At 66.0% G+C, this 14,963-nt stretch carries 11 protein-coding genes; 6 read left to right on the top strand and 5 right to left on the bottom strand.

Annotated features, from left to right (window positions below; genetic code table 11):
- Positions 1-90: 90 nt before the first annotated feature.
- The 4 genes from QZZ33_RS02395 to nrdG all read left to right on the top strand — a co-directional run bounded on the left by QZZ33_RS02395 (position 91) and on the right by nrdG (position 5,384).
- The gene (locus tag QZZ33_RS02395) at positions 91-1,338 is read left to right on the top strand and encodes a GGDEF domain-containing protein (RefSeq protein WP_291377878.1); all 1,248 of its coding nucleotides are present in this window, start codon (positions 91-93) and stop codon (positions 1,336-1,338) included.
- Between the two features lie 11 nt (positions 1,339-1,349).
- Positions 1,350-2,438, top strand: coding sequence for a hypothetical protein (locus tag QZZ33_RS02390; RefSeq protein ID WP_291377877.1), 1,089 nt, complete (start codon positions 1,350-1,352; stop codon positions 2,436-2,438).
- A 154-nt stretch (positions 2,439-2,592) separates the two neighbouring features.
- A complete protein-coding gene (gene nrdD / locus QZZ33_RS02385; RefSeq protein ID WP_291377876.1) occupies positions 2,593-4,821 on the top strand; it encodes an anaerobic ribonucleoside-triphosphate reductase in 2,229 nt (742 codons plus the stop codon).
- An 11-nt stretch (positions 4,822-4,832) separates the two neighbouring features.
- The gene (nrdG, locus tag QZZ33_RS02380) at positions 4,833-5,384 is read left to right on the top strand and encodes an anaerobic ribonucleoside-triphosphate reductase activating protein (protein WP_291377875.1); all 552 of its coding nucleotides are present in this window, start codon (positions 4,833-4,835) and stop codon (positions 5,382-5,384) included.
- 29 nt (positions 5,385-5,413) lie between these two features.
- Here nrdG and QZZ33_RS02375 read toward each other — a convergent pair whose 3' ends face one another.
- The 4 genes from QZZ33_RS02375 to QZZ33_RS02360 form a co-directional block, all read right to left on the bottom strand.
- Positions 5,414-7,141, bottom strand: a complete 1,728-nt coding sequence (locus QZZ33_RS02375) for an AMP-binding protein (RefSeq protein ID WP_291377874.1) — start codon at positions 7,139-7,141, stop codon at positions 5,414-5,416.
- A gap of 62 nt (positions 7,142-7,203) precedes the next feature.
- Entirely contained in the window at positions 7,204-8,073 is an 870-nt protein-coding gene (locus tag QZZ33_RS02370) for a MaoC/PaaZ C-terminal domain-containing protein (protein ID WP_291377993.1), read from the bottom strand.
- On the bottom strand, positions 8,073-9,419 hold the full coding sequence (locus QZZ33_RS02365; protein ID WP_291377873.1) for a 3-oxoacyl-ACP reductase: 1,347 nt from the start codon (positions 9,417-9,419) through the stop codon (positions 8,073-8,075). Before QZZ33_RS02365 ends, QZZ33_RS02370 begins: the two co-directional genes overlap by 1 nt.
- A complete protein-coding gene (locus QZZ33_RS02360; protein ID WP_291377872.1) occupies positions 9,419-10,687 on the bottom strand; it encodes an acetyl-CoA C-acetyltransferase in 1,269 nt (422 codons plus the stop codon). Before QZZ33_RS02360 ends, QZZ33_RS02365 begins: the two co-directional genes overlap by 1 nt.
- A gap of 74 nt (positions 10,688-10,761) precedes the next feature.
- On the opposite strand from QZZ33_RS02360, the gene QZZ33_RS02355 reads away from it, so the two are divergent.
- Together QZZ33_RS02355 and QZZ33_RS02350 are read left to right on the top strand one after the other, a co-directional pair.
- Positions 10,762-11,388 carry a TetR/AcrR family transcriptional regulator gene (locus QZZ33_RS02355; RefSeq protein ID WP_291377871.1) on the top strand — a complete coding sequence of 209 codons (627 nt, stop codon included), beginning with the start codon at positions 10,762-10,764 and terminating at the stop codon, positions 11,386-11,388.
- Between the two features lie 36 nt (positions 11,389-11,424).
- Entirely contained in the window at positions 11,425-13,398 is a 1,974-nt protein-coding gene (locus QZZ33_RS02350) for an acyl-CoA dehydrogenase (protein ID WP_291377870.1), read from the top strand.
- Here QZZ33_RS02350 and QZZ33_RS02345 read toward each other — a convergent pair.
- A complete protein-coding gene (locus tag QZZ33_RS02345) occupies positions 13,377-14,942 on the bottom strand; it encodes an SDR family NAD(P)-dependent oxidoreductase (RefSeq protein ID WP_291377869.1) in 1,566 nt (521 codons plus the stop codon). The genes QZZ33_RS02350 and QZZ33_RS02345 overlap by 22 nt on opposite strands.
- Positions 14,943-14,963 lie beyond the last annotated feature (21 nt).

Below are 14,963 nucleotides of genomic sequence, written 5' to 3'. Positions count from 1 at the left end.
GCGTCCCCTTCGCAAGAGGTTGCGGCGCCAGCGTGCAGGCCCGTCCACAGCCGCTGGTAAGGCGGGGTAGCAGGGGTCTACGCTCATAGCATGGGGGATATCGAAACGCTCAGGGCCGCGCAAGCCGCCGTGGGTGCATGCGTCTTTGTTCTCGTGTTCTTTGGGACCTATCGAGCCACACGTTCGCACTTTGCGTGTTGGTGGGCAGGCGTCGTCGCGGGCTCCGCCATCGGCACGGGCCTTTATGTCCTGGGCGGAGCCTCCGAATCGACGCTGGCGGCCGCGCTGGGCAATGGCGTCTCGGTGCTGAGCGCAGCGCTCGCATGGCTGGCTGCACGCTCCCTGCGGGGTCTCGCACCCCGATGGTGGCTTCCCATCGGCGTGGCGGGCGTGTCCGCCCTCGCCACGTGGTGGGAGCGTCCTGAAGGAGGTTCGTGGCCCGGAGGGCTCTCCCTCTTGGTCGGCATGGGCGTCATGCTCGGTCTGGCGGCGAGGGAGTTGTTCGCTGTTTACCAGGCGAACGCACAGCGCGTGGATCGGCGGCACGACGGAGAGGCACGCACTGCGATAGCCTCCCTGGCCATCGCATCGGCGCTGGCAGCCGTGTTCTACGCGGTCAGGATCGCGACGTACCTGGCCGTGGGTCCCGATGCGGAGTTCTACGTCAGATGGGTTGGCCCGCGCACCACGACCTTCTTGGTCTTGCTGCTCCTGGTGGTTGTCTCGTACACGGTCACCGCTCTGAGCCACTACGAAGAGCAACGCGGCTGGCGGATTCGGGCCCTCACCGACGACCTCACAGGGCTCATGAATCGCTCCGCCTTCATCGATCACGTTCGCGAGGTGATGCAGACGCGTGGGGGAGAGAAGGTAGGCCACGCGGTGATCGTGGCGGACATCGACCACTTCAAGTCGGTCAACGACCTGCACGGGCATCCGTATGGTGACCGGGTGCTGACCTCCTTCGCCAAGGCGTTGCGTTCGACGCTGGGGGAGCACGATCTTGCGGCGCGGTTCGGGGGGGAGGAGTTCGTGTTGTTCATTGCAGACGCCGACGTCGACACGGCTCTCGCGGCAACCGTTGCGATCAACGGGGCGTTCGAGAGCACGGCAGAACCCGATCGAGAGCTTCCCACGGTCAGCTACGGCGTGGCGAGCCTCGTAGAAGGGATGACTCTCGAGAGCGCGATCCAGTTGGCGGATGGGGCCTTGTACCGTGCGAAGCGAGCCGGCCGTGCTCAAGCAGCCGCCCATGGGCACGGTGGCAATCTGGATGACGATGGCTCCGGGGGGAGTGGGGACCGTACGTCCCGGAACGCCCCTACCGATTGCGCATAGCGTCGGGGGAAATGATCCCCTTCTATGATCCGTTGCGCACGTACGAGGACAATTACGCGCATGGCCCCTTTGGGGTGTTCTGCGAGCCTTCCCCGTACGTGTATGCAGGGAATGCGCAGGCGACCTTTCTGGGGCACTCCGTGGGTCGTCCCTTCGGCATACCCGCAGGGCCGCTGCTCAATGCCGCATTCTGTGCGGCGGCCTTCCGGCACGGATACGACATCAACGTCTACAAGACGGTCCGAACCAGAGCCCATCCTGCTCATCCGTTCCCCAACACGCTCGCGGTGCATGTCGACGGTCAATTGACCGTCGAGCGGGCCGAGCATCCGGTATTGGCGGACGACGACTTCCGGCACGTGACGAGCGTGACCAACTCCTTCGGGGTGCCGTCGCGAGACCCAGACGAGTGGCAGCCAGACATGGCGGCCGCGGTGAGGTCGGCCGGGACGGGTCAGGTGCTCGTCGGTTCGTTCCAGGGGACGCGCCCCGACTCAGGCGCCACCGATCGCGAGAAGGCCTACATTGCCGACCACGTACGCGCGGCAACCCTGGTTGCAGAGACGGGTGTGCGCGTCCTCGAGCTCAACATCAGCTGCCCCAATGAGGGCGCCACCGACCTGTTGTGTTTCGACACGCCGACGGTGGTCAAGATTGTCGATGCGGTGAAGACGGCAGTGGGCGAACTGCCGTTGCTCCTCAAGTTGGCCTACTTTCGTGACGACCCGCCCTTGGCACGGTTGGTGGCCGCCACAAGAGGAATCGTCCAAGGGTATGCGGCCGTCAACACGATGTCCGCCCATCTGGTGGGTCGTGACGGCCGCCAGGCGCTTCCAGGTCAGGGCCGTGACGTGGGTGGCGTGTGTGGTGCGGCGATCGCATGGGCGGGCCTCGAGATGGCCGGGCGCTTGGCGACGCTCCGTGACCGCGGCAGCGATGACTTCACGATCGTCGGCGTGGGCGGTGTGCGCACCCAAGAGGACTACGCGGCAATGCGACACGCCGGTGCAGACGTGGTGATGAGCGCGACCGGTGCGATGTTCGATCCGCTGCTTGGCCTGAGGATCCAGGGCGTAGCGGAGCGCGCTCGGTTGCGCTGACGAGGCGGTCCAGGGACCAAGGTCCCAGCCACCGTGAGATACCAGATCTAGTGTGTGATTTCCGCCTGCCGCACTAGATGTAGTGGTTCTGCGGACGCACAGGCTGCACGCGGAGGCAAACCCCCGGGGCGGATTCGAACGACGGAGGAGAGCGATGAGCATCACGGACCTGGACAACACGACCTCACGAGCTGCTGCCGCGAGCGGGCAACCTACCCTGTCCGTGGTCAAGCGTGACGGGCGCACGCTGCGCTTTGAGGACGGCCGCATCGGCGCCGCACTGACGAAGGCGTTCGAGGCGGTCCACGGTGAGCTAGGCGCGATGCACAAGCGGTCGATCTCTCAGCTCGTGAAGCGCGTCGACCAGGAGCTCGCCGAGCGCTACATCGGCGAGGTCAAGATCTACGAGATCCAGTCGGTCGTGGAACACGTGCTGCTCGAGGCCCGAGAGTACGAGGTCGCCCAGGCGTACATCGACTACCGCGTGCAGCGCGACTTCGCGCGCAGTAAGGCAACGGACCTCAATCACTCGATCATCAAGTTGCTGGACAAGGACTCGAGCGTCGTCAACGAGAACGCCAACAAGGATGCCGAGGTGTTCAACACCCAGCGCGACCTGACTGCAGGCACGGTGGGCAAGGCCATCGGCCTGCGCATGCTCCCCGCGCACGTGGCGAACGCCCACCAAAAGGGCGACATCCACTACCACGACCTCGACTACCACCCCTATGCGCCGATGACCAACTGCTGCCTCATCGACTTCGAGTCGATGCTCTCCAAGGGTTTCAGGATCGGCAACGCTCAGGTGGACACTCCTCGGTCGATTGGTACGGCGACCGCCCAGATCTCCCAGATCATCGCGAACGTGTCCTCCAGCCAGTACGGCGGCTGCACCGTCAACCGCATCGACGAACTGCTCGCTCCCTACGCGGCCATGAACTATGCGAAGCACGAGGCCGACGCCCACGAGTGGATAGAAGGCGAGGAGCGCCAACGCGAGTACGCCAAGGCGAAGACGCGCAAGGACATTTACGACGCGATGCAGTCGCTCGAATACGAGATCAACACGCTCTTCACGTCAAACGGACAGACGCCGTTCACGTCGCTCGGATTCGGCCTGGGCACCGGTTGGTACGAGAAGGAGATTCAGCGAGCCATCCTGCAGAACCGCTTGCGCGGGCTCGGCAAGGAGGGCCGCACCGCGATCTTCCCCAAGTTGCTGTTCACCATCAAGGAGGGCCTCAACCGCAAGGCGGGGGACCCGAACTACGACATCAAGGAGCTCGCGGTCGAGTGCGCCACCAAGCGCATGTACCCAGACGTGCTCAACTACGACAAGATCGTCGAACTCACGGGCTCGTTCAAGGCGCCGATGGGCTGCCGCTCGTTCCTGCAGGGTTGGGAGGACGAGGACGGTGACGACAGGGTCGAGGGTCGAATGAATCTTGGCGTCGTGACCCTCAACCTCCCTCGCATCGCTCTCGAGTCAGAGGGAGACGTGGGCGTGTTCTGGGCGTTGCTCGAGGAGCGTCTGGCGACGATGCACGATGCCATCATGTTCCGCGTGCAGCGGTGTAAGGAGGCCGTGCCAGGAAACGCGCCGATCCTCTATGTGCACGGCGCGTTCGGCAAGCGGCTCGGCCCGCTGGACAAGGTCGACACCCTCTTCAAGGATGGGCGTGCCACGGTTTCGCTCGGCTACATCGGCCTGTACGAGGTCGCGACGGCCTTCTTCGGGCCGGAGTGGGAGAGCAACCCCGAGGCCAAGCAACTCACGCTGAGTGTGCTGGATTCACTCCAGTCTCACGCCAAGGAGTGGACAGCGGACTCGGGCTATCGGGTGAGTGTGTACTCGACACCGAGCGAGAGCCTCACGGACCGGTTCTGCCGCCTCGACAAGGAACGCTTCGGATCGGTCGCTGACATCACGGACAAGGACTACTACACGAACAGCTTCCACTACGACGTGCGCAAGAGCCCCACGCCCTTCGAGAAGCTCGACTTCGAGGCGGAGTACGCCCCGTACACCTCCGGAGGGTTCATTCACTACTGCGAGTACCCGGTGCTGCAGCAGAACCCCAAGGCACTTGAGGCCGTGTGGGACTACTCGTACGACCGCGTCGGCTACCTGGGCACGAACACGCCCATCGACCGTTGCTACGAGTGCGGCTACGCTGGCGACTTCGATCCGACGGCGCGCGGCTTCGCGTGCCCGTCGTGCGGCAACGAGGACCCGCGCACGTGTGACGTGGTCAAGCGCACCTGCGGCTACCTGGGTAACCCCCAGCAGCGGCCCATGGTTCACGGCAGGCACACGGAGATCGCGGCACGCGTCAAGCACATGTCTGGCGACGTGCGAGTGCCGCTGTCAGCACTCGAGTAGGGCCGAGCGTCATGCCGCTCACACCGATTCCGAGGCTATGGAAGGCCGAGAAGGTCAGCCATAGCTATGTGGCCGACTACAAGCCCTTCTCCTTTGTCGACGGTGAGGGCGTGCGCTGCAGCCTCTACGTGGCCGGGTGCCTGTTCAAGTGCGAGGGGTGCTTCAACGAGGAGGCGTGGAGTTTCCGGCTGGGGCAGCCCTACACGGACCAACTGGGAGACCGCATCATGGCCGACCTCGCTCACGAGTCAGTGCAGGGGCTGTCCATCCTGGGAGGCGAGCCGTTCCTCAACACTCAAGTGTGCCTTGAGGTGGTGGGCAGGCTGCGCGCCGAGTTCGGTCACACCAAGGACGTGTGGTGCTGGAGTGGCTACACGTTCGAGGAGTTGATCGCCGACTCGGATGACAAGCGCGCGCTACTGGCCGAGGTCGACGTATTGTGCGAGGGTCGCTTTGAGGAGTCGCAGCGGGACCTTTCGTTGGCGTTCCGTGGCAGCCGCAATCAGCGAGTGCTGAACGCGCAGGAGTCACTCGCCAAGGGCGTCGCCTGCATACGGCCGTAGCGCCCCCATAGTGTCCGCCGCGTCGGTGACTACCTGGCCCCAGCGTCGTCCGCCTCCACGAGGGCTCGTCGGAGCACCTTGCCCACGTTGGTCTTAGGAAGCTCCTCGAGAAACACGATGTACCTGGGGCGCTTGTACCCCGCCAGGTGCTCCTTGAGGTGACGCTGCAGCTCCTCTTCGGTCAGGTCAGGATCGCGGCGGGACACGAACAGTTTGGGCAGCTCCCCGGTGTGCTCATCTGGCACGGCAATGGCGCCCGCCTCTGCCACTCCAGGATGGAGCATCGCGGCCTCCTCAATCTCCGCGGGATACACGTTGAACCCCGACACCAGGATCATCTCCTTCTTGCGATCCACGATGGTGAGGAAGCCATCCTCCGACATGACAGCGATGTCGCCTGTGAGGAGCCAGCCGTCGTCGGTGAGAGCCTCAGCCGTCTCTTCCGGGCGGTTCCAGTACCCCTGCATCACTTGTGGGCCCCTGACAGCGAGCTCGCCGGGCGAACCGGCGGGCACGGGCTTGCGGTCGTCGTCCAAGATCATGACGTCCGTCGATGGAAGCGGCACCCCGATGGTCCCGACGCGGGGCGGCATGTGGGTGGGGTTGACGCTGACCACAGGGGAGGCCTCCGTGAGGCCATAGCCCTCAATGATGTCGGCTCCAGTGGCGGCCCTCCAGCGCTCCGCCACCGAGGAGCGCACGGCCATGCCTCCCGCCACCGTGATGCGGCAATCGCTCAGGTCTACGTCCGCGAAGCCGGGCGTATCGAGCAGCGCGCCCGCCAGCGTACTGACAAGAATCAGGCCATCAGGACGCGTCTGCTTGAGCGTCTTCACGAATCCCGGCATGTCGCGCGGATTGGTGACAAGCACGTTGTGAGCGCCAAACCGGAAGAAGCCCAAGCAGTTCACGGTGAGGGCGAACACGTGATAGAGCGGCAGCGCTGCGATCACGGTCGATTGCCGCTCCTCGCCCAACGTATTGCGCACCTGGCCCATGAACTGTTCCTGATTGTTCAGCAGGTTCCAGTGGGTGAGGACCGCGGCCTTTGCTCCTCCCGTCGTTCCTCCGGTGTATTGCAAGAAGGCGACGTCGCCTGGCACCACGCCAGGGTCTGAGAAGGGGGCCTCCCTACCAAGTGCGAGCGCATCGCGGAACGTCACCGCTTGGGGGATGTTGTAGTCGGGAACCATCTTCTTGATCTTTGCCGCGGCGAAGTTGATGAGGCTGCGGCGCGGTTGGGACAACAGATCGGCCACTTGGGTGACGATCACGTGCTCGATGGTGCTGCCGGGAAGCACGAGCTCCACCTTGTCCGCGAAGTTTGCGAGCACCACGATCGCGCGGGGGCGCGCGTCGGAGACGACGCGGGATAGCTCGTGATACGTGTAAAGAGGATTGGCGTTGACCACGATCAGCCCGGCGCGCAACGCGCCGAAGAGCGCCACGGGGTACTGGAGCAGGTTCGGCATCTGGATGACGATGCGGTCCCCCTTGACCAGGCCCAGGTCCGCCTGGAGGAAGCTGGCGAAGTCGCTTGCGAGCTGATCGACCTCGTCGAAACTGAGGGTGCCTCCCAGGTTGGAGAAGGCGATCGCATCGCCGTGACGCTGCGCGGTATCCCGCACCATGTCCGAGAGGGACAACTCAGTCAGGTCAGGGATGCGGCGCGAAACCTCCGGCGGGTAGAAGTCGTACCAGGGGCGCTCTTGGTCGCCGACGGGGTTGTTGCTGGGGAGTGCGTGTGCGGTGGTCATGCTCTTCACCATCCTCGTTGATGGATCTATGGGGGTAGGGGGATTGTCGAGTACTCGGTACTTCACTTGTTGGGAGGCTCGCCGACGACGCTCATGAGCAGGTGCGGTTTAGTGCCTGTGCGATCAGTGACGGCTGCGGCGTGTCCGGTGGCGGTGGGCGTGGAGGTGAGCCCCACGGTGGCTGGCAACAGGATCGGCTTGGTGAACGCCACGTCTACCGTGTAGGTGGGCGGCAGGCGCGGTTCGATCGCGGCGAGCGCCCGCGCGTGCGTCCACATGCCGTGAATGATGGGTCGGGGGAAACCAAACACTCGGGCCGCAATGCGGCTGGTGTGGATCGGATTCGGGTCTCCCGATACGGAGCGGTAGTCACGTCCAAGGCCGACGGGCAGTCGCCACAGGGAGTGCGGCGTAGAGGGCTCGTGCAGCTGGCGTTCCACGGCGTGAGGCTCGCCCTCGACGGACACGCCTTGAGCCAGGTAGGTGCTCACCCCGTCCCACACGGGCTCTCCGTCGACACGCACCTGCCCGATGAGGTCCACCAAGGCGCCGCGCGCGTGGGGTCTGAGCGCGTCCAGGTGCACGTCGAGGGTGAGCCGCTCGTCTGCGCCCACGGGCCGGTGTAGCGTCATGCGGTTGCTCACGTGCACCGCGCCAAGTAGCCGAATGCTCGACTCCGGATCGGACAGCAGGTGAATGTGCAGCGGGAAGGTCAGGACGTGCAGCCACGTCGGCGGCACGTCGTCACGCAGCGTGAACCCTGTGAGCCTGTCGTAGGCGGCGAGGCGTTCGCGGTCCTGGGTGAGGTTCTCGATGACGGCCGAGCGGGTGGGGATGCGCGGCGACCCGCCGCGGGAGCGGGGGATCAGTGAACGCGCGAACGCCGGTGCGAGACGCGGCGGCCTCGATAGGACCTCGGTGTCGCGCTTCATCACGCGCCCACCAGGTTCTGGCCGCACACCCTGATGACCTGCCCAGAAACCCCGGCCGACGCTGGGTCAAGGAGGTAGCCGATCGTCTCCGCGACGTCGTCTGGGCTGCCGCCTTGAGCCAAGCTGTTGGTGCGCCTGAACACCTCGCGCTGCACAAAGGGGATGCGGGCGGTCATGTCGGTCTCGATGAAGCCGGGGGCGACGGCGTTGACCGTGATGCCCCGCTCCGCGAGATCGGGCGCCATGGCCGCGACAAGGCCAGCGACGCCGGCCTTGGAGGCCGCGTAGTTGGTCTGGCCCTTGTTGCCCGCCAGGCCAGACGTGGACGCGATGCCGACGATGCGCCCGCCGTCTTGCAGTCCGCCTGCGGTGCCCTTCTTGAGCAGCACCTCGTTGATGCGCAACTGAGCCGCGAGGTTGACCTGCAATACGGAGGACCACCTGTCGGCGTCGGTGTTCACGAGCATCTTGTCTCGCGTGATGCCGGCGTTGTGGACGATGCCGTAGAGCCGCAGACCGCGCTGAGCAACGTGAGCGGCGATGCGCTCGCCGGCGTCGGCCGCGGTGACGTCAAGGTGGAGCGCGGTGCCCCCCACCTCGTTGGCGACTGCGGCGAGCGACTCACCAGCCGCCGGGATGTCGACCGCCACGATCGTGGCGCCGTCGCGGGAAAGAATGCGGGAGATGGAGGCCCCGATGCCGCGCGCCGCACCCGTCACGACGATGACCCTGCCCTCGAGGGGAGGGTCCGTTGGCTGAGGGCCCGTGCCGCTCGTTCCGACGTACCACGACTGGCCGTCGACAAAAGCGGACCGGCCCTGAAGGAGGAAGTCAAGAGTGGATTGCACGTCGGCGCTACTAGCCGACTTGTCAACGTAGACCAGGTTCGCGGTGGCGCCCTTGCGCAGCTCCTTGCCCACGGTGCGGTTGATGCCGTCGAGGCTCCTCGCGACAGCGTGAGCCTCCCAGTCGCCGTCGGCTGGCCGGGCGACGATGATCACTCGCCCAGACGCCTCGACAGACCTCAACGCGGGCCGGAGCACCGCGCGCAACCCTTCCAGGGCATCAAGAGTCGACACGTCCGTCGCGTCCACGACGATCGCTCCAATGCGCGCGCCGTAGCCGGGTGGCGTTTCTCCTGGGGTGTCGATCACGGGATGGTGGAACTCGCGTCCCAGCGCGATGAGTGCATCGCGCACCAGCGTGGGGGAGCCCAGGGGCGCTAGCACGATCGGCCCGGATGGCCAGGTGCGGCCACGGCGAAGCTGCTGGGCCTGCGGCACTCCGGCTCGCTTCGCGAGTGACTGGCCAGCAGGGGAGTAGAAGACCCTTTCGAGAGCGGCCATCACACTGCCTCCAAGACGGCGACGACGCCGAGACCGCCCGCTGCGCACACGGAGATGAGCCCCCGCGATCCTGCTCCCTTGCGATGGAGCAACTTGGCAAGGGTGGGCACGATGCGCGCTCCCGTCGCGGCGAAGGGGTGCCCCACGGCGAGCGAAGAGCCCGTCACATTGAGCCGCTTCCGGTCGAGCGTGCCGATCGGGCCGTCGAGACCGACGCCGCGGCAGTAGTCCTCTGACTCCCATGCCGCGAGCGTGGCGAGCACGGTTGAGGCGAAGGCCTCGTGGATCTCTACCAGGTCGAAGTCATCGAGCGACAGGCCCTGGCGTGCCATGAGTCGCCCTGCCGCCGCCACCGGGGCCAGCAACAGGTCGGCGCCTGAAGGGTGGTCGACGGCCGCAACCTCGGCGTCGACCACGCGTGCGAGCGCGGACAGGTGGTGGCGCTTGGCCCACTGAGCGTCGGCGAGAAAGACGGTCGCGGCTCCGTCGGAAAGGGCGGTCGAGTTTCCTGCCGTCATGGTGCCGTCTGGCCCGCCAAATGCCGCCTTGAGCGCCGCGAGCTTCTCGATCGACGTGTCGGGGCGCAACAACGCGTCCTTCGTGACGCCTTGATACGGCGTGACGAGGTCATCGAAGAAGCCCTCGTCCCACGCGGCGGCAAGGTTTCCGTGGGACGCGGCAGCCAGGGCATCCTGATCCTCGCGGCTGATGCCCCATGACTTCGTCGTGAGCGCCTGGTGTTCTCCCATCGACAAGCCGGTGCGTGGCTCCCGGACACTGGGTGCCGCGGGCGCCAGGTGCGAGGGTCGGATGCGTGCCAGCGCCGCGACGCGATCCTTCGTGGACCTCGCAGCGCTCGCCTTCAGCAGAATGCGGCGCAACGGATCGCTCACCGCGATGGGGGCGTCGGAGGCCGAGTCGACGCCTGCAGCGATCCCCGAGTCAATCTGGCCCAACCTGATCTTGTTGGCGATGTAGACGGTGGCCTCGAGGCTGGTGCCGCATGCCTGCTGTAGGTCGCAGGCAGGAGTATCGGGGGACAACGCGGAACTCAGCACCGCCTCTCGAGTGAGGTTGAAATCACGGGCGTGCTTCAGCACCGCGCCTCCCGCTACCTCTCCCACGCGCTGCCCACTGAGGCCGAAGCGCGCGATGAGACCGTCAAGCGCAGCCGTCAGCATGTCGTGGTTGGAGGCTTCCGCGTAACGCCCTCCGGCCTTCGCAAAGGGGATGCGATTTCCGCCAACGATGACGGCCTCGTGGGACATAACCTCTCCTCGTCGTTGAGAACTATCTATAACGCAAGGTAGCAGATACCGAGCGACACGGGTACTGTGGAGGCATGAGCACCGATGGCAGGGCCACTCGCTGGGACGAGCACCGCGTCACTAGGCGCCGTGAACTTGTGGCGGACGCGCTGCGCGCGATTCGGGCCCACGGGGCCGACGTGGGGATGGACGACATCGCGGCCCAGGCGGGCGTCAGCAAGACCGTGCTCTACCGACACTTTGGCGACCGCGCGGGCTTGTACGCGGCCGTCGTAGACAAGGTGCACGCGAACATCCACGAGGGGATGACGGCGGCTCTCCAGTTGACGGATGCGGCCGACATGGGCCGGCTCGCCACCGATATTGCCGACGCATATCTGCGCCTGGTCGAGCGAGACCCCGAGATCTATCGGTTCGTTCTGGTGCGTCCAGCCCCTGGGCCCGCCGGAGTCATCGATCCCGCTGGCGCGCTGCCCGACGTCATTGGTGCGCACGTCGCGCAGGCGATCGCCGAGCACCTTGACGGTCGCGGAATTGACTCAGCGGTCGCGTCGACGTGGGGTCACGGCCTGGCGGGCTTCGTGCGTGCGGCCGCCGACCATTGGATGGCATCGGAGCCAGACACTCCCCGCGACGTCGTACTGGAGCGCATCACCAGACTCTTCACGCCAGCCTTCGTGGGAGCCCTCCCGCTCGAGTAGCCCTCACCTCACCCACCCCTGACCTCAGGAGCAACAATGACGTTGACCGATGAAGCCACCGCACTTGAACGCGCGGAGCACCTCACGACGCTAGGCGGCGCACTGAGGCGGGCGCTCGACGGCCCCTATGCCGCCGAGCGTGCCGCCGCGAGAGACGCGTTCCCGTCAGCGAATTTGTTGATGGACCCTACGCTCGACGTGCATGGCGCGCGGGCCTGGACGCTCGCCCGACTGCGCGAGCTCTCCGAGTCTGGCTTTGGTTCGGCGGGCGTGCCCGCGCACGCGGGAGCCCCTGCCGATCCGCTCTCTGCCGTCGTGACGTTCGAGATGCTCGCGCACGGGGACATGTCGGTGACGATCAAGTCGGGCGTGCAGTTCGGGTTGTTCGGCGGCGCGGTCACCAACCTGGGCACCGAGTGGCATCACGACGCGTTCCTGCCGGGCATCACATCGATGAAGATCCTGGGCGGCTTCGCCATGACGGAGTTGGGACACGGCTCCGACGTCGCAAGCCTCGAGACGGAGATTGTCTACGACGCCGAGGCCGACGAATACATCGTGAACTCGCCGACTCCAGGCGCGGCCAAGGCCTACATCGGCAACGCTGCGGTGGACGGGACCATGGCGGCCGTCTTTGGGCAACTCACGGTCAATGGCGAAGGCCACGGGGTTCACACGATCCTCGTCCCCATTCGCGACGATGAGGGTCGCGACCTCCCCGGCGTCACCACCGGCGACCAGGGACACAAGGGCGGACTGCTGGGTGTGGACAACGGCACCATCAGCTTCGACCACGTGCGCGTACCTCGCCGCATGCTACTCAACCGCTACGGGGGTGTTGACGAGCACGGCACGTATCGGTCACCGATTGCCGACCCGAACCGCAGGTTCTTCACGATGCTAGGCACGCTTGTGCGCGGCAGGGTGTGTATCGCCGCGGCAGGAGGGATCGGGGCGCGGCGAAGCCTATCCATTGCGATGCGCCACGGGCTTACCAGGCGTCAGTTTCCCGCCGCGGGGCGCCCAGACGGCGTCCTGCTCTTGGACTACGTCACGCACCGGCGTCGGCTACTGCCGAAGGTGGCCAGGTCCTACGCGCTCGGCTTCGCACAGAACGACCTCACCGCCGCGTTGGTGCACGTCCAAGGCGACGACGTCCACACCGAGCGCGACCAGCGTGAGCTGGAAACGAGGGCGGCCGGAATCAAGGCAATGACCACGTGGTTTGCGAACGATGCGGTCCAGGAGGCGCGAGAGGCGTGCGGAGGGGCCGGGTACCTGAGCGAGAATCGGCTTACGGCGCTACGTCAGGACATCGACATCTTCGCGACGTTCGAGGGCGACAACACCGTGCTCATGCAGCTGGTGACGAAGGCCCTGCTCACCAACTACGCGCAGGCATGGAGCGCGCTCGACCGCACGGGAGTGGTCCAAGAGACCACCCGAGCGGTGGGAGAGACTCTGCTGGAACGCACCGCGGCCAACCTTGCCTTCGAGCGACTCGCCAACTCGGTGAGACGGCGGCCGGAGCAGACCACGATGGTTGACAGGGCCTGGCACGCTCTCATGTTCGAGGAGCGGGCCAGGCATTCGCTCGAGTCGCTCGCGCGCCGCATGAGGGCTGCCCGAAAGGAATCTGGCGACGGCTTCGAGGCCTTCAACCGCTTGGGCCCCCACGTGCAGTTCGTAGCCCGCGCCCACATGGAGCAGGTGACCCTCGCGTCATTCATGGAGGGAATTGCGCAATGCGAGGATGACGAGGCGTCCAAGGTGCTCGAGACCCTCTGCAGCCTGTACGCCCTTGACAGCATCAACGGAGACCGCGCGTGGTTCCTTGAGCACCATCGCATCAGCGCGGCAAGGGCGAAGGCGGTGGGGGAGCAGATCGACGCACTATCCGGTCAGTTGCGCCCTCACGCGCTGGCTCTGGTGGAGGGCATGGGGATTCCGGCTCCGTGGCTCTCGGCCACCGTCGTCGATTCCGGCTCTTACCAACCGGAGGGCGAGTAGTCCTTCAAGAAGACGCCGTAGAGGTCTTCGCCCGCCTCGCCGCGCACGATCGGGTCGTAGACCCTTGCGGCGCCGTCGATGAGGTCAAGTGGGGCATGAAAGCCCTCCTCTGCTAGCCGCACCTTGGTGGGATGGGGCCGCTCATCGGTGATCCAGCCCGTGTCCACGCTCGTCATCAGGATGCCGTCGGCCTCAAACAACTCGCCAGCGCTCGTCCTGGTCAGCATGTTGACCGCAGCCTTCGCCATGTTGGTATGCGGGTGGCCAGGGCCTTTGTAACCCCTGCTAAAGACGCCCTCCATGGCGGATACGTTGACGATGTAGGCGCGCCCACTGCGGCTCGCAGACGATGCGGCCGCGGCGGCCAGTTGTGGCCGCAAGTGGTTGATGAGAATGAACGGAGCCGTCGAGTTGCACAACTGCACTTCGAGAAGCTCGAGCGCGTCCACGTCTCCCACCGCCTGCACCCACGAGTTGGTGTCGTGAAGGTCGGGGATCAGGCCACCGGCATCGATCGCGCTTCCGTCAGCCAACTTGGCGAGCGACGACGATCCGGGTGCGAGGGCCAGGTCAGTGAGGCGCTGCGCATTGACGCCAGCCACTCCCGCAGGGCCGTTGGGGCTGGCTTGCGTGCCCATTTCCGCCGTGTGCGCCGAGGCAAGGAGGGGGTGAGTCTCCACCGACTCCTGCAGCGCGTGGGGATGCTGATCAGCCGTGCGACCCAGCGTGACCATGCGAGGGCCGCGCCCGGCCGGCCACAGGCCAGCCGGAACGGGAACCGACTCGGCATCGGCGAGCGGCTCGTACGCGCCCGCAGAGCGACGCACCGTCTGCGCGGCATTGTTGATGAGAATGTCGAGTGGGCCCTCGGACGCGACCGTCTCCGCGAGGGAAACCACCTGGGAAGGGTCACGCAGATCGATGCCAACCACCGTGAGGCGATGGAGCCACGTGCCAGCGTCGTCCATGGCGGCGAAGCGCCGCACGGCATCATGAGGGAATCGCGTCGTGATCGTGGTGTGGGCGCCGTCGCGAAGCAGCCTCAAGGCGATGTGCATGCCGATCTTCGCGCGACCTCCCGTGAGTAGCGCTCGCTTGCCTGACAGGTCGGTGCGGGCATGTCGCTTGGCGTGGCTCAGGGCCGCGCACTCGGGGCACAACTGGTGGTAGAACGCGTCCACCTCGGTGTACTTCTGCTTGCAGATGTAGCACGGGCGGGGCTTGACGAACGTGCCGGCGATGGGGGCGGACACGCTGGCTGTCAGGGCGAGGCCGCGCGTCTCGTCGTCAATCCTGTCGGCGGCACCTGTGGCGGTCGCGGCCACAACGGCGCCGTCGGCTCGAGCGATGGCCGAGCGCTTGTCGCGCCGCCGGGCCTGCTTGACGGCCTTGACCATCCGGGACGTGGCGTGGCGTACCGCGACAAAGTCGGGATGGTCTTCGCCCACTTCGTGGAGCGTCGCGAGGACGCGCAACGCGGTTTCGAGGTCCTCTGGGTCGATGCCGCTAGGCGTGGGGGAGGGCGGCGCGGCTTCGTCTGACACGCGTAGGAGCCTACCCAAGCG

Origin of the sequence: Demequina sp. (assembly GCF_016278775.1) — a bacterium.
GTDB lineage: Bacteria > Actinomycetota > Actinomycetes > Actinomycetales > Demequinaceae > Demequina.
This window is presented reverse-complemented; position numbering and strand designations above follow the sequence as displayed.